This window comes from bacterium, assembly GCA_035529855.1.
Classification (GTDB): domain Bacteria; phylum RBG-13-66-14; class B26-G2; order WVWN01; family WVWN01; genus WVWN01.
Genome location: DATKVX010000046.1, coordinates 1 through 16,626, shown reverse-complemented (window position 1 = coordinate 16,626; position 16,626 = coordinate 1). Strand labels below are relative to the sequence as shown.

The 16,626-nt window shown below is 62.4% G+C and carries 17 protein-coding genes; 1 reads left to right on the top strand and 16 read right to left on the bottom strand.

Annotation, left to right across the window (positions count from 1 at the left end; genetic code table 11):
• Positions 1–30: 30 nt before the first annotated feature.
• From VMX79_05340 to VMX79_05270, 15 genes are all read right to left on the bottom strand, one after another.
• Positions 31–837, bottom strand: coding sequence for a hypothetical protein (locus tag VMX79_05340; GenBank protein ID HUV86518.1), 807 nt, complete (start codon positions 835–837; stop codon positions 31–33).
• 10 nt (positions 838–847) lie between these two features.
• Positions 848–1,039 carry a hypothetical protein gene (locus VMX79_05335; protein ID HUV86517.1) on the bottom strand — a complete coding sequence of 64 codons (192 nt, stop codon included), beginning with the start codon at positions 1,037–1,039 and terminating at the stop codon, positions 848–850.
• Between the two features lie 325 nt (positions 1,040–1,364).
• A complete protein-coding gene (locus VMX79_05330) occupies positions 1,365–2,471 on the bottom strand; it encodes an SPFH domain-containing protein (protein ID HUV86516.1) in 1,107 nt (368 codons plus the stop codon).
• Entirely contained in the window at positions 2,472–2,984 is a 513-nt protein-coding gene (locus tag VMX79_05325; protein HUV86515.1) for a hypothetical protein, read from the bottom strand.
• A 119-nt stretch (positions 2,985–3,103) separates the two neighbouring features.
• Positions 3,104–3,991, bottom strand: a complete 888-nt coding sequence (locus VMX79_05320; GenBank protein ID HUV86514.1) for a GNAT family N-acetyltransferase — start codon at positions 3,989–3,991, stop codon at positions 3,104–3,106.
• A gap of 297 nt (positions 3,992–4,288) precedes the next feature.
• Complete coding sequence (locus tag VMX79_05315; GenBank protein HUV86513.1) at positions 4,289–5,368, bottom strand: hypothetical protein; 1,080 nt, start codon at positions 5,366–5,368, stop codon at positions 4,289–4,291.
• Positions 5,369–5,538: 170 nt separating this feature from the next.
• The gene (locus tag VMX79_05310) at positions 5,539–7,941 is read right to left on the bottom strand and encodes an Ig-like domain-containing protein (GenBank protein ID HUV86512.1); all 2,403 of its coding nucleotides are present in this window, start codon (positions 7,939–7,941) and stop codon (positions 5,539–5,541) included.
• The gene (mutM, locus tag VMX79_05305; protein ID HUV86511.1) at positions 7,938–8,774 is read right to left on the bottom strand and encodes a bifunctional DNA-formamidopyrimidine glycosylase/DNA-(apurinic or apyrimidinic site) lyase; all 837 of its coding nucleotides are present in this window, start codon (positions 8,772–8,774) and stop codon (positions 7,938–7,940) included. The genes VMX79_05310 and mutM overlap by 4 nt, the downstream gene beginning before the upstream one ends.
• Entirely contained in the window at positions 8,775–9,698 is a 924-nt protein-coding gene (locus VMX79_05300; protein HUV86510.1) for a dihydroorotate dehydrogenase, read from the bottom strand.
• Complete coding sequence (locus tag VMX79_05295) at positions 9,695–10,519, bottom strand: hypothetical protein (GenBank protein ID HUV86509.1); 825 nt, start codon at positions 10,517–10,519, stop codon at positions 9,695–9,697. Before VMX79_05295 ends, VMX79_05300 begins: the two co-directional genes overlap by 4 nt.
• A 3-nt stretch (positions 10,520–10,522) precedes the next feature.
• Positions 10,523–11,614 (bottom strand): LPS export ABC transporter permease LptG, encoded by a 1,092-nt coding sequence (lptG, locus tag VMX79_05290; protein HUV86508.1) that lies wholly within the window; start codon positions 11,612–11,614, stop codon positions 10,523–10,525.
• Positions 11,611–12,918 carry an LptF/LptG family permease gene (locus VMX79_05285; GenBank protein ID HUV86507.1) on the bottom strand — a complete coding sequence of 436 codons (1,308 nt, stop codon included), beginning with the start codon at positions 12,916–12,918 and terminating at the stop codon, positions 11,611–11,613. The genes lptG and VMX79_05285 overlap by 4 nt, the downstream gene beginning before the upstream one ends.
• A gap of 88 nt (positions 12,919–13,006) precedes the next feature.
• Entirely contained in the window at positions 13,007–13,225 is a 219-nt protein-coding gene (locus VMX79_05280) for a hypothetical protein (GenBank protein HUV86506.1), read from the bottom strand.
• A gap of 41 nt (positions 13,226–13,266) precedes the next feature.
• Positions 13,267–13,698, bottom strand: a complete 432-nt coding sequence (locus VMX79_05275; protein HUV86505.1) for a hypothetical protein — start codon at positions 13,696–13,698, stop codon at positions 13,267–13,269.
• 70 nt (positions 13,699–13,768) lie between these two features.
• Positions 13,769–14,248: a hypothetical protein gene (locus VMX79_05270; GenBank protein HUV86504.1), complete on the bottom strand. Its 480-nt coding sequence runs from the start codon at positions 14,246–14,248 to the stop codon at positions 13,769–13,771.
• Positions 14,249–14,567: 319 nt separating this feature from the next.
• Here VMX79_05270 and VMX79_05265 point away from each other — a divergent pair, with 319 nt between their 5' ends.
• Positions 14,568–15,650 (top strand): redoxin family protein, encoded by a 1,083-nt coding sequence (locus tag VMX79_05265; GenBank protein HUV86503.1) that lies wholly within the window; start codon positions 14,568–14,570, stop codon positions 15,648–15,650.
• Positions 15,651–15,716: 66 nt separating this feature from the next.
• On the opposite strand, the gene VMX79_05260 is transcribed toward VMX79_05265, so the two are convergent.
• Positions 15,717–16,626, bottom strand: a 910-nt coding sequence (locus VMX79_05260; GenBank protein ID HUV86502.1) for a hypothetical protein, incomplete at its 5' end; no start/stop codon positions are given.

Here is a 16,626-nt window from a genome sequence, read left to right as displayed (position 1 = left end):
TTCCGGATACCCGGCGTCGATTTCGACGCGTTAACGATAGATGGCTTTGACCTTCCCCATCGACGCCGGCGCGACGGCCGGCGCGGTACCGCCGACGTCGACCTGGTAAGCCCACCGGCCGGTACCGATTCGTTGGATGCACCAGTACGCCCTTTGGGATTCCTTCGGCTCGGCCCGGCCTACCACCGAGGCGTACGTACCCGAACCCGGTACGACGAACGAATCCACCAGCGAGCCGCCGCCGGTGTAAACGTACGAATAGCCGCCCGCGCCGGACCGGCCGATAATTACGTACTCGCCGTTCTTGCCGTCGTATACGGGCGCGGCGGCCAGGCCGCCGATGTACCCGCCCGCGTAGAATTTGTTGACGAGTACGTCGTTGGTGGTATAACGGAAGACCATCTCGTCACGGGCTATGAAGTACTTGGACGAACCCGGAATGTAAGCGTAGGCCGTCGTATCCGACGGCAGCGGCTTCTCACTCACGAATTCGGCGTTCTTCTTGTACGTCACGAGCATCTTCTTTCCGAAATCGAAGACGTCGACGTAGCCGCCGCCCAACGTGCTGTGGTCCGCGTCGCGCGGCGCATCCGACCGCGGCAACGTCGCCGAACGCACCACCGAACCGGCCGGCGTATAGGTCACCAGATAATCCGCGCCGGCGGAATACAAGATGCCGTATACGTACGTCCAATCGCGATATATCCCGGTCGCCTCCGGCGTTCCGGCGCCCGTCATCCTGAACGAACTGACGACGGACGCCGCGGCCGCCTGCGACGTAAGCGCCGCGGCCAGCGCCGCGACGGCGTAAATACCCCATTTAAATCGTGCGTTCATAACGAACTCCTTATATCGCACGAACGGTAACGTTCTCCATAGGTTTCATTAAATTATAACCCCTTCCGCTCGGGCCGTCAAGGCGCATAACCGAAAAGCCGGCCGCGCCGCCGGCCAGCGACGACGACAACGTCCAACCGAAGCCGTAATACGGCACGATAACCAAAACCGCCAGCACCGCGTAGCCTATTTTCTTAGTCATGACCTACACCTCTTTACGGAAAATATAAAACCGCCGCTGCCGCGAACGGCGCGCCGGTTGGATTTAATTCCCGATATGCCATACTACCCTCCTCGTTACCTCAATTAAATAATATACCTAAACGGCCTTCCTTGTCAAGGGAATTTTTCAACGTGAAAAAGCCGCCCGAGCGGGCGGCCGAAGTAGGGGCGACTGGCCAGTCGCCCCTACCATCCTCGTTGCCTACCCCGAATAATATGCCCATATAATACTACCCCTCAAGGGGTTTATTTAAAAAGAAAGGCCACCCCCGCGGGCGGCCTTTAAAACTCGAAAACGGTTTACCCTATTTCATCTTCTCGCCGCATTCGGGGCAGAACTTGTCCGCTTCGTCCATGGCCTCGCCGCACTTCGGGCAGTGACCCGAAACCGGCAGCTCCTTGCCGCACGAGGCGCAGAACGTGGCCTTCGCCGGGTTGTCCGCCCGGCACTCCGGGCAGATGATGAGCGTCTCATCGGGCAGGCCGATTTTATTGCCGCAGCTCGGGCAGAAGTTGGAACCGGTCGGCATCGGCTGGTTGCACTTGGGGCAGGGCTGCTCGGTGGTGGTGCGCATCGCGCCTCCCATCATCTGCGCCATGGACATGCCCATGCCCAGGCCCACGCCCATACCCATACCCTCGCCGGCGCCGCCGCCGGTCTGCTCCGCGGCCTTCTCCACCGCCCGCGCGGCTTTGAAGCGATAGTACTGGTTGAGGTCGCCGACCGCGGCCATGCCGGTCCGCTCGTCGATTACCTTCTGGACCTCGGGGGGCGGCGTTATGGCGTTGACGTAGAAGTCCGTGATTTCCAGGCCGTACTTGCCGAAGTCGTCGCGGACGCGGCTCTTCATCGCGGCGCCCAGTTCGTCGTACTTGGAAGCGAGGTCGAGCACCGTCGTCAGGACCTCGCCCAGCACGTCCTGCATGCGCGAGACGATCATCGCGCGGAGGAACCCCTCGACGTCGCGCGTCTCCAGCCGGCCCTCGGTACCCACGACCTTATTGACGAAGAACATCGGATCCGTAACGCGGATGGAGAAGATGCCGAAGGAGCGGAGGCGGACCATCGCCAGGTCCTTGTCGCGGAAGATGATGGGCTCCGCGGTGCCCCATTTCAGGTCGCGGATGGGACGCTTATTTACGAAATATACCTCGGTCTTGAAGGGGCTGCCGTCGGTGATGTGCTTACCGACGAAGTCGATGAGCAGCGGAACGTTGCCGGTGGTGAGGGTGTGGCGGCCGGCGTCGAAGACGTCGTAGCCCTTGCCGTCGCGGAAGAATACGGCCCACTGGTTTTCGCGCACGACGAGCTGGCTGCCGAGTTTGATCTCGCCCGAGCCGACCGCGGGCCAACGCTGCACGATGGCGTCGGGGCCCATGTCCATAGACTCGATAACGTCGAATATGGCCACTTAGCTCACCCCCAGGATGGTATCTTTGCGCTTGTCCAGTTTATCCTCGAACGCGCGGAGCTCCGCTTTGAGCTCGTCGAGGGGTTTTTTGACGTCGTCGCCCGCGGCCGCGACGGCCTCGGCCTTCGCCAGGATGCCGTCGACGGCCTTCGCCAGCTCCTCGTCGTACTCGTAAAGGCGGTCGAGGGCCTCCTCGTCCACGCGCGCGGCGTCGAAGAAGCCGGCGTAGCCGTACGACGCGAACGCCAACCGGTCTACGACGGTCTCGAAGATGAGGTCGACGCGGTCGACGTCGTCGAGGTTATCCAGCTTCGCCTCGTCGACGAGCCTGTCGCGGACGTCGCGGAGCTTGTCGCGGCCGCCCCGCAACCGGCCGGCGAGGTGTTCGCGCAAGAGCTTGTCGGCCTCGCGCCTGGTCTCCTTTTCGGCGTAGCCGCGATACCCCGGGACGTACTTCATCATCCAATCGATTATGCCCCGGCGCTTCCCGGCCACTTCGTCCCGATAGTCCATAGCGTACGCTCCCGCGTTGAAGTAATACGTATTCCGTGCGGCGTCCTTTTTTTAGATTTGACGACCACCTTTCAGCGTCGGATTTTCGCTTACATATCGCCCGCTAAAAGGCGTTAAATTCAGACCAATTCTTTCGCCAACGCCACGCGCCGACGCCCCGGCTTCATGCCGAACGAAGCAGCCAGTTCGGCCGCGGCCACGTTCTCTTCTGGGACCTCGCACTCGACTACGCGGGCGCCCCCCTCCCGCAAGACGTGCAGCGCATGCTTTAAAAGCTTCAGCGCCAGGCCGCGGCGGCGGGCTTCGGGCCGCGTCCCGACGTGCTGCATATAGGGATTGCCCTCGCGGTCGGTCGTGAACAGGAACGCCAGTATGCGGTTGTTTTCCGCATAGGCCAAAGAAGCCCACGGGCCCCACTGGGACTGCGTGACGAGCGCGTGCAGGTCGTCCTGCGTGCGCGGCATCTCGGGGAAACACTCGTTGAAAGCGCCCGTAACTTCGCTCAGCGGCACGTTGACAAGCGGGACGATATGTTCGTCTTCGGGCGCCTCCATCGGCTCGTCGCCCCGCACCCACGACACGGTCCTACCCACTTCCTTCAAGCCGAAGTCTTTGGCGAACCGGATAAACCGCGCGTCCTCTTCCGGCATTTCCGGCGCGTAAAGCCGCTTAAGGCCCAGCGCCCGGGCGTTCGCTTCCCAAGCCTCCAACAACGCCCGCCCGACGCCGACGCCTTGCGCGCGCTCATCTACGGCGATAAGGCAAATCGTCGCGCTTCCCTCCTCCCGGTAATTATGGAAGACGAGCGAGCCGCGGACTTCGGCCCCCACTTCCGCCACCGACGAGCCCTCTCGGCACGCGCGCGGGTGAAGGAACGCCATGCGCTGGAGCTCGAGGCTGCCGGCCGGCCACCCGGGGGGCGCGGACTCGGGTCTGTTATTTTGGACCAGCTGCCAAACGGCGCGGAGGTCGCTCTGCTCCATTGGCCTGACGTTGACCGCTTCCATAGCCAGCCTCGCTTTTGATGCCCACTATTTAAATCAGGATACAATAATATATTAACCGGGGCGCCGCAAGGCCAAAAGAACGGCCCGGCATTTTCTTGCTGCATAACTGCAAAGGGTACGCCAAGAGAATTTCGCGTCATACCCGCATAACCTAAAGCGGTTTATATATAACTCATATAAAAAAGCCCCACTTTAAACGCGGGGCCAAGACGGTAATTTAAACCCGTCGACATTAAGCTTGTTATACGATTTTCCCAGGCTCTTAAGTATTCCCCTATTAGCAATAATAATCGGCCGTTAATAATCCAATATAAAAATTTGGTAACCTTCGCCTGGGTATCGGAAATCGGTATTGACGTAGCCCTCGGCCATAACCTTACATTTGGAATCAAATTTATAGTAATAGTATTTAGTCTCCTCGTTTTCCACTCTACAAAAGCCGTAGAAAGCATCGTCGTTAGGGTCGTAAGTAACGACGCCGTCTATATTATTCGAGAGTTTTTTAGATTTGGAAATACTACCCGAAGCCGAGCAATAATAAAAATACTCCGAATGAGGCGTTCCTCCCACGCCGCCCGAAGCGTCAGCCGTCAAATGCACGGTGGGGTAGAATTTCTCGCCGACTTCGAGGACCCGTTTACCGGCCCCGTCGAACTTCCATACGGTCCCACTTTGCCAATTAACCCACAAGTTTTTACCGCCTCCCGGGGCAAGGTCTTGGGCCGGGAGGGTCGAACCCCAGCTACCGAAAATAGGCGTCTCCGCGAGTATCTTCCCGGATTCAGACAACCTTATACCCTTATTATGATACCAACCGCTCTTCTCCTCTACCTGGACCCAAAGAGAACCGTCCGCGTTAGCGCTCGTAGGTTTACTTAAAGCGTCGCAAAAAAGGTAACCCAGTTCAGGAAGAGCGACGGTCGTTAATATTTTACATTTAGAATTAAGCAGCCGAACTTTGGACCCGGCACGCGACGAACTCGTGACCCACGCCCGCCCTCCGCCATAAGGGGTACAACTGAGGTCCGAGATCATATCGTCCGTAAAACTTACTTCCGCTATTTTGCTGAGGTTCAAATCAAAAGTATAAACTTTATACTTATCATTTTTGCACCAACCTAAAACCCAAATCAAACGGTTTTCTCTATCGAACTCGAGTACTGTTATTTTAAACACGTCGAGTTCAACGGACTGTTTCTCCCGGAATTGTTCGTCATAAATTAATAAATCGTTCCAGTAACCCACGACGAAGTAAGCCGGCCCTACGCCGCCGCCCGGGCCGCCAGGTCCTTCCCCGTTTTCGTCTCCGCAAGATATGAATAAAAGCCCGGCGGTTATTGACGCGCCTATAACCCAATTTTTAATAATCCCGTTCACTTTATGCCTCCTTATACAAAAATCATTGCGTAAAGACCTTTTCCTTTTTTACATAACATAGTCTCAATTCGAAATCAAGGCTTTTTTGCCTTCACTAATAAAAAAAATAAATCCCTAAATTCGGCATTACATAAAGCACCTTAAATAAGAGCTTTTGCCGCCAACAAGTTTCACCGGGGCACCGGTTTGTACCACGTTATGCTACTTAGCGCCTTGTCCGAGGCTTGATAGCTGTCGCCGTCGCCCGCGCTCGCGACCAGGAATATGACGAAGCGCGATTTGGCCGGGTACGCCCACCAATCCTCTATAGCGCCGTACGGGATCCTCAACGTCGTACCGTACACCGGGTTCCGGAAATTCGAATAGACTTCGCCGGTGCCCGGCGCCGTAAAGCGGTCCACCCGGTCGGCGGGAACGAGGAACACGACGCACCCGCCCGCGGCGCCTTCCACCGGTTCCCAGGACACCTCGAGCGCGTCGACGCCGGTATCGAGCACCAAGGCCGGGGGCGGCTCGAGCTTCCGGAGCGCCAACCCGGGCGACTCCGCCGCCGTCACCCGAACGCGGTTGCCCCGGCGGTCTTCCGCCCAAACCGTCACTTCGCCTCCCGCCAGCGCGGGGAGCTCGTCGCCGACGTATTCGCGGCTGAAGGTGAAGACGCCGTCGCCCGCGGCGGCGTCCGGCGGCCCGCCGTCGTCGGCGAGCTCGACCTCCTCGCCTCCCGGGAGTACGGCCCATACGCGCTCCAGGTCCAAGTCCCGGTCGCGCGCCGCCGCGGATATCGTGAGCACCGCGCGCGCCTCGCCCCCCGGGCCCGCGGCGAAGTTGTGGAGGCGCGCGTTGGCCGACGACAACGACGGCCCGTACGTCAGCCGGATATCGACGTCTCGAGCCGAAGCCGTCGAAACGTCGACGATACCGGCGCCCACGCCCCCCGGCTCGCCCTTCCGCCACCGGCCGTTCTCGTCCTCGTCGAGGGTGGCCGCGACGACGTACCTCCCGGCGGCCAGGTCCTCCAACTTGAACCGCCCGGTCTTATCGGCGACGGCGATGGCACGGGGCGCGTCTCCGTTTTCTACGGTGGCGGTTAATAACGCCCCCTCCGCCGGCAACATCTCGAACCCAACCGTACCCTCGATGGTGCGCGCGGGTTTGGGCGGGTCCGTTACTTCGAACGGCAACTCGAAGAAGTCCCCCCAGTTACCGGCGGCGTCTCTAGCTTGGACGTACGCGACGTGCCTTCCCTTCTTCTTAACGCCCGCCCGGGGGAGGTCGGACACGTAGCGCTCGCCCGTCGCAACCGGGCTCGTATTCCAGTCGGCGCCCAAGGCGTACAACGCAACGCCGGTCCCGTCGGACCATATCTCGTCGAAGAAGACTTCGGCGCCGGCGACGAACGAGCCCGCCGCGTCGGCGAAGGACGCGCGAACGTAGCACGCCGGTTGGCCTCCCGTCGGGTCCGGCGACAGAAGCGCCTCCGTCACCTCGGGGCCCTCTACGTCGGCGCGGCTAAGCACGACTTCCAAGTTCTCGAGCTTTTCACCGCCGAGAATAGTCGGCAAGGCCGCGGCCTTCCCGGCCGAGAAGCCGTAACCGCCGACGAACTCGGCGACGCCGTCGCCGTCTTCGTCGGTTGCGGCGACCAAATAATAACTCGCCTGCGATTCCGAATTCGGCGGCACGCCGCGCATAACGAAATCGCCGTCTTCGCCCGCCCGGGCATAGCCGACGAGCCGCGCGCCCTCCGCGACCGGGTCCGGCGAAAGCGACAGCCTGACCTCGACGCCGGCCGGCGAAACGCCCTCCTCGAGGATGCTGACACGGCCCGAAATTAACGCCTCCTCCGTATCCTCGAGCGTAACGAACGTGAACCGGCTCTCGCGGTAGAGCGTGTTGCCGGCGAGGTCGGTCGCGTTGTCCTTGGCGACCACGGTATAGCGCGTCGCGTAGTCGAGCCGGCGCCCGGGCCGGAAGCGGAGGAGTTGTTCCTCGAAGCCCCCCTCGCCGGAGAGCTCCGCGCCCAGGTCGTCGTAGAGCTCCAGCGCGTCGGCGACGTCGGCCACGGGCGCCATAACGTCGGTGAACTCGACCGTTATCTCGGGAAACAGGCCCACTTGTTCGGCGCCGTCCGCCGGGAAAGTCGCCGCCACGGCCGGAGGCTTATCGTCTTTTCTTTCCGACCCTTTAAAAGTTTTCCTGTTGTAGCGTTCGATGCGGTTGCCGCCCGAGGCGTCGGCGACGTTACGCGCGACCAGCGTATACTTAACGCCGGCCTGCTGGTCGGCGGTAATCAACGTTACCAGGTCGGCCCGGGTTACGACCGCGGCCTCCACGTCCAGCGCCCCGCCGGCCTCGTCCACGACGGAATAATTGCCGGATTCCCGCACCGTCGTCGCATCCATCCCCTCGGAGAAGTAAATCTCGAGGTGGTTGGCGTCCACGGTTTCGACCTTCTTGAGCCGCGGCGGCTCGTCGTCCCCGACGCGCTCGCGACCGGGCGGGACGCCGACGCGGGCGCAGCCGGCCAATAGGCACGCCGACGATACGGCGGCGACGTACGCGTAACGGTTCATCTCGCGTCCGGCTCCGGTTGACACGACGGGCAATAATATGTGCTCCGGCCGGGAGGCCAGCGCAACCGTTTAATCGGCGAGCCGCATTTACGGCAGGGCCGACCCTCGCGGCCGTAGACGGCGAGGGAGTTGCCGAAATCGCCGCTCGCCCCCGTCGGCGTGACGTAGTCGCGAAAGCTAGTACCGCAAGCCTTTACTGCTTTCTTGAGTACGCTTTGCGTGGCGCGGTGCACGCGGCGCAACCGTTCGGCCGAGAGGTCGACCGGCCTCGCTTTGGGGTTGACGCCGGCGCGGTGGAGGACCTCGTCCGCGTAGATGTTGCCGACGCCGGCGATTACCCTCTGGTTCAACAACAACGGCTTGAAAGCGCCGCGGCGCAACGCGAGGCGCGCGCGGAACTCGGGCCAGGAAACGTCGAGGGCGTCGGGTCCCAACCTGCCGTCGCACCAGCGCGCGACCTCGGCCGCGGGCGCGAGCATCGTCGTCGCGACGCGGGAAGGCGTCAGGCGCCCCAGCCGCCGCGGGTCAACGTAAAGCAAGTCCAATCCTTCGAATTTTAAAATAATGTGAGCATGCTTCGGCATAGGGCCGTTCGGGCGGCGGCGAAGTTGGCCGCTCATCCCGAGCGATACCAAGAACGTGGTCCCGTCGTCGAAGTGGACGAGGACCTTCTTGCCCCGGCGGCCTACGGCGGCTACGCGCGCGCCGACGGGGTACTTCCCCCGCCGTTCGCATATACCTTTCGTAAAACTCCGCGCGCCCAGCAGACGCCGGCCTCGTATCAACGACTCGAGGCCGCGGGCGATGGTCTCGGCTTCGGGGAGTTCGGGCATTTACTTCCTGTCTCCCCGCAACTTCCCCACCAGGAAGCTCAAGCCGTCGAACATCTCACGCTCGACGTATTCCTTCAAACCGGCCGCTATTTCGGCGGGCGCCGCCGGGTTGTCGAACAACGCCGTCCCCACCTGGACCGCCCGGGCGCCGGCGAGGATATAGGCCGCGGCCGCTCGCCAGCCGTCGACGCCGCCGGAGGCGATAATGTCGGCGCCGGTCTCCTCGTAAACGAGGTGGACGAGCCGTAAGTTTATGGGCCTGACGGCCGGGCCGGAAAGGCCGCCGTAGACGTTCCCCAGGACGGCGCGACGCCGGTCCACGTCCACCGCCATCGCCGGGACGGTATTGGCTATGGTGAGGGCGTCCGCGCCGCCGTCGAGCACGGCCCGGGCGACGGCGACTATATCGGTTACCATCGGCGCGAGCTTGACCCACAGCGGCTTCCCCGCGACGTCGCGGCAATCGCGCACCAGCTCGCGGAGCCCTTCCGCGTCGGCGCAGAACGCCATCCCCCCGGCGCCGACGTTGGGACAAGACACGTTCAGCTCGAGCGCGTCGACGCGCTTCTCGGCCGCCAGCGCCGCGCAGACGTCGCGGTACTCGTCCCGGTCCCTGCCCACGACGTTGGCGACGACCTTGCACGGAAGGCCGCCGAGGGCCGGGAGCTTTTCGCGAACCAAGGCGCCGAGGCCGACGTTCTCCAACCCCACGGCGTTGATTACGCCGGCCGGCGCCTCCGCCACGCGCGGCGGCGCGTTGCCCGGCCAGGGCTCGAGCGAAACGCCCTTCAATACCACGGCGCCCACGGCGTCGAGGTCTACGAGCCCGAGCCACTCGTCGCCGTAACCGGCGCAACCCGACGCGAGGATGACGGGCGTCGCGAGCTCGAGGCCGCCGGCTTCGATTCGGATATCGGCGCTCAAATTTCGTCTCCGAGGCGGTCCCAGTCGACCGCGGTCGCGTCGACGAGGGGCCCCTCCTCGCAGACGGCCACGTACGAGCCGGCCGGCTCGCGGGCGGGTACGACGCAAGAACGGCACGCACCGACGCCGCACGCCATCCGCTCTTCCATAAGGGCGTACCACTGCGCGTCGTCGCCGAGCACCTTGCGGAGGGCGGCGTACATCGCCCGGGGGCCGCAGGCTATCACGGCCTTAGCGTAGCGAGGTAAATCCTCTTCCAACGCCCTCGACAGCAATTTCGTTCCCGTCGAGGGGACTCCCGGGATGTACTCGATTGCCAAACCTTTCAGGCCGCCGGAGCCGTCCTCGGTTACGAAGGTCGCATCGACGTTCAACTCGCCGATTTGGCGCTTCGCGTGCAATTGAGCCGCGGTCCGCGCGCCGTATACCAGCTCGGCCTTGCGCCCCGACCGCGCCGCCGTCGCCAACGCGAAGAACAACCCCGCGATGCCTATCCCGCCCGCGACGAAGACGGAACCCCCGGGGGCGTCGAACCCGCGGCCGAACGGGCCCGCAAGGTCGCAACCCTCGCCCGGGGCCAGGCAGCAAAGCCGCCCGGTCCCTTCGCCGACGGGCCTTATTAATAATTCGATCTCGTCGCCGCCGGCGTCGAAGACCGAGAGCGGCCTACGCAGTAGGAATCCCGCGGCCGGGACCTTGGCTAGGACGAACTGGAAAGGCCGCGCGGCGGCGGCTATGCGGGGCGCGCCGAGACGAAGGAGACGGGCGTCGCCGTCGGCGTCGTTGCCGATAACGGTCGCGATTTCCCGCACGTGCGTCATAAGTTACGTCCGCGCCCGGTAGAGCATCCCCAAACCAATCACGCCGAATATGGCGTCGGGGAGGAAGGCCGCCAGGAAGGGCGGCAGCGTCCCGTTCTGGCCGAAGGCCCGGCCTACCGCCAGCGCGCCCCACAACATAAAACCAAGGAGGATCGCCAGGCCGAAGCCGTACGCCAGGCCGGCGCGATGGCTCTGCAGCGCCAGCGGCGCCCCCAGGAAGATGACGATGAAGTTTGCCAAGGGGACCGATATTTTTAAATAGAGTTCGACCCGCTCCTTCGTAGCGCCTACGCCCGACGACTCCAAGTTGGAGATGTACGTTGTGAGCTCCTTAAACTTCATCGCTTCGGGGCTTTTTTCTTCGCGCATGAAGTCGGCCGGCGTCTCCGGGACGTCGAAATACTCCTTGTCGAAATACGATATGGAAATGTCGCCCGTTGCCCGGAAAGTGCGCACCGAGCCGTTGCGGAACTGCCACCGGTCGCCCCGCCACACCGCCTCCCGGGCGACGATTAGGCGGCGGAGCTCCCCCGCCTCCGACTTCTCGATGATGCGGATGTCGCGCATCTGGCTGCGTATGCCGTCGAAGACGCGGACGTAATAAAAGCGCCCCTCCTTGCCGCGGTAGGCCAGGTTGATGCGGCGGATGGTTTTCAACAACGGCAACCTCTTCACGTAAACGGTTTCGATCTCCTCTTTACGGGTATCGGCGTACGGCACCACGGTTTCGCCGAAGACGAATACCGCCCCGCTTATGGCCAGGCCGAGCACGATAACCGGTAATATTATCCGCCGCAGGCTGAGCCCCGCGGCGGTCATAGCCGTGATTTCGAGGTTGCGCGACAGCGTCCCCAACGAAAACAGGACCCCCAGCAGGACCGCGATGGGGTTCATCCATTTAACGATGTACGGTATCATGAAGAGGTAGTATTTAACGACGACGCCCATAGGCACGTCGTACTCGAGGAACCTCGAGACCTTCTCGAAGAGGTTCACGACCAGGAAGATCACGACGAAGGCCAGCAGCGCGGTGAACCACATCCGAAAGAATTCGAGCGACAGGTAGCGGTCGAGTATGCGGGGCCCTATCTTCACCGGCTACCCTCCGGCGCGGAGCGGGCTTCATCCTCGCGCGCCCAGCGCGGCCGCCGCTTTTTCAAAACCCTTCGGACCACGGGCCACCGCCGGACGTCGAGGAATCGGAGGAACGCGAACGACACCATACCGCGGACCGCGCGCGTCAAGAGCCAGGCGCCGAACGCCGTGAGCAGGATGTTGGGGAGCCACATCGCCAGGAAGGGCGGCATCATGCCCCGGTCGCCGAAGGCCTCGCCGGCGAGGAGCATAATGTAATACAAGAGGAAGAAGCCGATGGAAAAGCTGAACCCCGCGCCCTTGCCGCCGCGACGGATGATTACGCCCATCGGCGCCCCCACCAGGACCAACGCCGCGCACGCGAACGGTATGGCGGTCTTCTTGTAGATCTCGACCAGGTACTCGTTCCTGCGGCGCTCGAGCAACTCCATCTGCTGCAGCTGGTATTTTTCCTCGACGAACGTAGCCGTCCCCTCCGCGCGCGTCATCGCGATCCCCTCGGCCAGCTTGTTTACCGCGGCGCGCATCTCGGTCGTCGTCATCTCGCGGTCGCCCTTGGCGGCGTGGGCGGTGCGGACCAGCTCCGACTCGAACTCCAGGTTGACGACCTGCTTGTCGAACCGGAGTCGCCGGTAGGTATCGGGGGCGTCGGACGAGACCTCGTGCATCTCGCCGTCGTAGAGCTCCAGGACGACGAGGCCGCGCACGTTGCGGGAGGCGACGCGGCCGCGGTCGGCCACGATCGTGCTTTTAAGGCGGCCCCCCTCCATCTGGAATATGGTGACGTTGCGCATCTCGCCCGTCCGGTCGTCCATCTTCTCGATGTACAGCTCGTAGCCGGGGAAGTCCTGGATGAAGACGCGCTCCTTGAGCTCGAGGTCGGGACGCTTCATCCCGATGGAGAGCATGAGGTCCTTGAAGCGCAGATTGGAGGCGGGGACGACGCGGTCGATGAAGAGGTACATCCCCACCGCCATCGCGAGGCCCGCGATGAGTACCGGCCAGACAAGCCGATAGAGGCTCACGCCGGCGCTCTTGAGGGCCGTTATCTCGTTGTCGGAGGACAGGCGGCCGAAGGCCATAAGCGACGCCACCATCACCGCCATCGGGATCGTCATCGCCAAAAGCGACGGTAAAAAGTAGGAGAAGAGCTCGCCCACCGTCAACACGTCCACGCCCTTCGAGATGATGAGCTCCATCATCTTGAAGATGCGCGCGAGGAGCAAGACGAACGTCGCCGTAAAGACGGCGAAGACGAAAGGCCCGACGTGCTCGGCCAGAACGTATCGATGGAGGATTTTCATAAACGGCGCCTAATCGGCGAAGTATACAATAAAGCCGCGGCTCCGTAAAGGTCAAAGGCCGCGGCCTTACGTTTCACCCGAATTTTAGTTATTGAAACAACGCCTTAACCTTACCGAGGGAGGCGGGCGTCACGGCCGGGTTAGCTTCGCGGAAGTACTGCACCCGGTCATTTCTTAACTGATCGGCAACGTAAACGCGACCGCTAGAAGCGATAGCGATTCCGTCGGGATTTTTAAACTGGCCGCCGCCCGTTCGTAATAAAACGGGCCGACCTGAAGGCCGGCCCGTACTTTTATTCGCGGACAAGGGGCTTAAGCCCCTTGCCGTGGGCGACTGGCCCCTCGCCCCTACCTAAACAACGCCTTCACGCGGCCGAGGGAGGCGGGCGCTACGCCGACGTATCGGTCGTAGAAATATTGGATGCGGGCGTATACATATTCGACAGTGTAAACGTACGCGCCGTCCGGCGTAACTGCGACGCCCGCGAGGCCATTAAATTGGCCGTTGCCCGAGCCGTACGAGCCCCACTTGCCGAGGAAGCTCCCGCTCGAGGCGAAGTATTGAATGCGGAAGTTGTTACGGTCGGCGACGAAGACGTTACCGCTCGAGGGGGTAACTGCGATGCCCCAGGGCATATTAAATTGGCCGTCGCCCGAGCCTAACGAGCCCCACTTGCCCAGGAAGGAGCCCGTCAAGGTGAAGTATTGGATGCGGTGGTTGTCACTATCGACTACGTATACGTTACCGCTCGAGGGGGTAACTGCGATGCCCCAGGGCATATTAAATTGGCCGTCGCCCGAGCCGGCCGAGCCCCACTTGCCGAGGTAGCTCCCGCTCGAGGTGAAGTACTTACTGGACGCGGTGGTTGCCCATGTCGGTCACGTATGCGTTACCGTTCGAAGCGACCGCAACGCAGGTGGAGCTTATGAATTGGCCGTTGCCCGAGCCGCCCGAGCCCCACTTGCCGAGGAAGGAGCCTGTCGGGGTGAAGTATTGGACGCGGTTGTTGCCACTATCGGCGACGTAGACGTGATTGGTATTCGGGTTAACTGCGACGCCCAACGGCGCGTTAAATTGACCGTTGCCCGAGCCGCTCGAGCCCCACTTGCCGAGGAACGAGCCTGTCGAAGTGAAGTATTGGATGCGGTAGTTGCCAGTATCGGCGACGTAGACGTTACCGCTCGACGCAACCCCGACGCCGTGGGGCATAGTAAATTGGCCGTTGCCGGAGCCGCTCGAGCCCCACTTACCCGCGTATTCGTACGCCGCGCCGGCGGCGCCGGCGAGGAAAAACGCCGCGGTAATCAGTATTAGTCCCTTAGCCTTCATAACTAACCTCCGAGGTGACGTTGCGTGGCCCAAAATTATGGCACTTTCTTTATATTATATATCACATTGTAGCCGCCGAGGCAAACGAAAAGGCCGCGGCTCAGCGTTTCACTATAATTTAATCGGACCACATCTTTACAGAGAACCGTCTTTGTGCTCGCAAATCAAAACCGCCTGTTAATAGTACGCCCATAACAAAACCCTCTATCCTACAAAATTTAAATCCCCCCGACGAAATAATCCCGAAAAAACCGAAAATTACTTCGTAATATACTTGACTTTATATATCATATATAATATAATTAAAAAGTGGGCTTTTATGAGAAAAACCTTAATACCGCTCCTTTTGCTCTGGGCCGTCGGCGCGTGCAAAGGGGGCGATATGGCGCTGGATAAAGGCGGAGGCGTATACGCGCCGGAGTTCCCGGCGTACGGCGCGGAGCGGTGGCTCAACTCGCCGCCGCTGACGATGGAAGAGCTGCGCGGCCGCGTCGTCGTCGTCGACTTTTGGGAATATACCTGCGTCAACTGCGTACGCACGCTGCCGTACGTCACGGAGTGGCATCGGCGGTACGCCGACTACGGCGTCGTAATCGTCGGCGTGCATACCCCGGAGTTCTCCTTCGGCCGGGACCGCGCCAACGTCGCCCGGGCGGTGGAGGAGTCCGGCATCGAGTATCCGGTCGTCCTCGACAGCGACTACGAAATTTGGCGCGCGTACACCAACAGCTATTGGCCTCGCAAATATATCGTAAGCCGCGACGGTAAAATCATCTACAACCACGTCGGCGAGGGCGGCTACGCCGAGACCGAGGAGCTCCTGCAAAAACTCGTTCGCGAGGAGTACCCGGACGCGGAGCTGCCGCCGGTAATGGCGCCGGCTCGAGCCGCGGACGCGCCGGGCGCCCTCTGCTACCCCCGCACGCCCGAGCTTTACTGCGGCTACGGCCGCGGCCGGTACGGGAACGTGGAGCCGGTCGCGCGGGACGAAGCGCGCTCGTACGCCGACGAGGACGAACACGTCGAAGGTCGGCTATACCTAAGCGGGAAATGGCGCCTGGGCGAAGAACAGGCGACGTTCGAAGGCGAAAATAACGCGCCGGCCGAGAATTACCTCTTGTTACCTTATAAAGCCAACGAGATAAACGCCGTTATGGCGGCGCCGCCGGGCGAAACGGCGCGCGTCTACGTATACAGGGACGGCGAGCCGCTCGCGGAAAGCGATGCCGGCGCCGACGTCGCCTTCGACGACGGCCGGGCGTACGTCGACGTCTCCGTGGGCAAGATGTACCGGCTGCTCGACGCCGAGAAGTACGACGCCGGCGAGTTATCGCTGCATCCGACGCGGCCGGGCGTCTCTTTGTACGCTTTCACGTTCGGGTCTTGTGTCGCGAACCCTTAATCTCCTTTCTCCCTCCTGAACGAAGGCCGCCCGGAAGGGCGGCCTTTTATATTCTCGCGCCGACGATTATCGGAACAACGCCTTAACCCTCCCCAACGACGCCGGGACCACCGCCGGGTTACCACATTCGAAGTACTGGACGCGGGCATTACGGAGGTCCGCGACGTAAACCCGCGCGTCCGAGGGGAACGCCGCGGCCACCGGGTCCGTGAACTCGCCCGGGCCCTCGCCCCGCTGTCCCCACTCGCCCACGTAACTCCCGGTCGGCGTGAAGAACTGCATGCGGTGGCGGTCCGTTACGAAGACGTACGGCCGCGGCGAGACCGCTATCCCCACCGGCAGCGTGAACTGGCCCGCGGCGGTCCCGTACGAACCCCACTTCCCGAGGAAGCTGCCGGCCGCGGTGAAGTACTGGACGCGGCGGTTGGTGCTGTCCGCGACGTAGACGCGGCCGTTGGGGGCGACGGCGACGCCCCGCGGAAAGAGGAACTTGCCGTCGCCGGTCCCGGTGGAGCCCCATTTGGCCAGAAAGCTCCCCGCGGCGTTGAAGCGCTGGACGCGGTTGTTGCCGGCGTCGACCACGTAGACGGTCCCGTTCGGCGCGACGGCCACCCCCTCGGGATATCTGAACCGACCGTCGGCGGTCCCCTCCGCGCCCCACTTGCCGAGGAAGCTGCCGCTGGAGGTGAAGTATTGGACGCGGTGGTTGAACGAGTCGACGACGTAGAGGTTCCCGCTCGGGGCGGCGGCGATGCCGAGCGGGTTCTTAAACTCGCCGTCGCCGGCCCCGGCCGTGCCCCACTCGCCGCGGTAGCTTCCGGTCGCCGTGAAGTGCTGGACGCGGTTGTTGCCGGAGTCGACGACGTAGACGACGTCGCCGGCGCCGACGGCCACGCCGGTCGGGAATATGAACTGACCCTGGCCGGAGCCTTCCGTACCCCACTGCCCCTCGTAGACGTACCGGGGCGGCGAGGCC

What these genes read in the sequence shown, in the direction of transcription:
- mutM (HUV86511.1), bottom strand. Translation starts at nt 8,774, where the DNA reads ATGCCCGAACTCCCCGAAGCCGAGACCATCGCCCGCGGCCTCGAGTCG.
- VMX79_05335 (HUV86517.1), bottom strand. Translation starts at nt 1,039, where the DNA reads ATGACTAAGAAAATAGGCTACGCGGTGCTGGCGGTTTTGGTTATCGTG.
- VMX79_05320 (HUV86514.1), bottom strand. Translation starts at nt 3,991, where the DNA reads ATGGAAGCGGTCAACGTCAGGCCAATGGAGCAGAGCGACCTCCGCGCC.
- VMX79_05270 (HUV86504.1), bottom strand. Translation starts at nt 14,248, where the DNA reads ATGAAGGCTAAGGGACTAATACTGATTACCGCGGCGTTTTTCCTCGCC.
- VMX79_05325 (HUV86515.1), bottom strand. Translation starts at nt 2,984, where the DNA reads ATGGACTATCGGGACGAAGTGGCCGGGAAGCGCCGGGGCATAATCGAT.
- VMX79_05310 (HUV86512.1), bottom strand. Translation starts at nt 7,941, where the DNA reads ATGAACCGTTACGCGTACGTCGCCGCCGTATCGTCGGCGTGCCTATTG.
- VMX79_05340 (HUV86518.1), bottom strand. Translation starts at nt 837, where the DNA reads ATGAACGCACGATTTAAATGGGGTATTTACGCCGTCGCGGCGCTGGCC.
- VMX79_05295 (HUV86509.1), bottom strand. Translation starts at nt 10,519, where the DNA reads ATGACGCACGTGCGGGAAATCGCGACCGTTATCGGCAACGACGCCGAC.
- VMX79_05285 (HUV86507.1), bottom strand. Translation starts at nt 12,918, where the DNA reads ATGAAAATCCTCCATCGATACGTTCTGGCCGAGCACGTCGGGCCTTTC.
- VMX79_05275 (HUV86505.1), bottom strand. Translation starts at nt 13,698, where the DNA reads ATGCCCTGGGGCATCGCAGTTACCCCCTCGAGCGGTAACGTATACGTA.
- VMX79_05265 (HUV86503.1), top strand. Translation starts at nt 14,568, where the DNA reads ATGAGAAAAACCTTAATACCGCTCCTTTTGCTCTGGGCCGTCGGCGCG.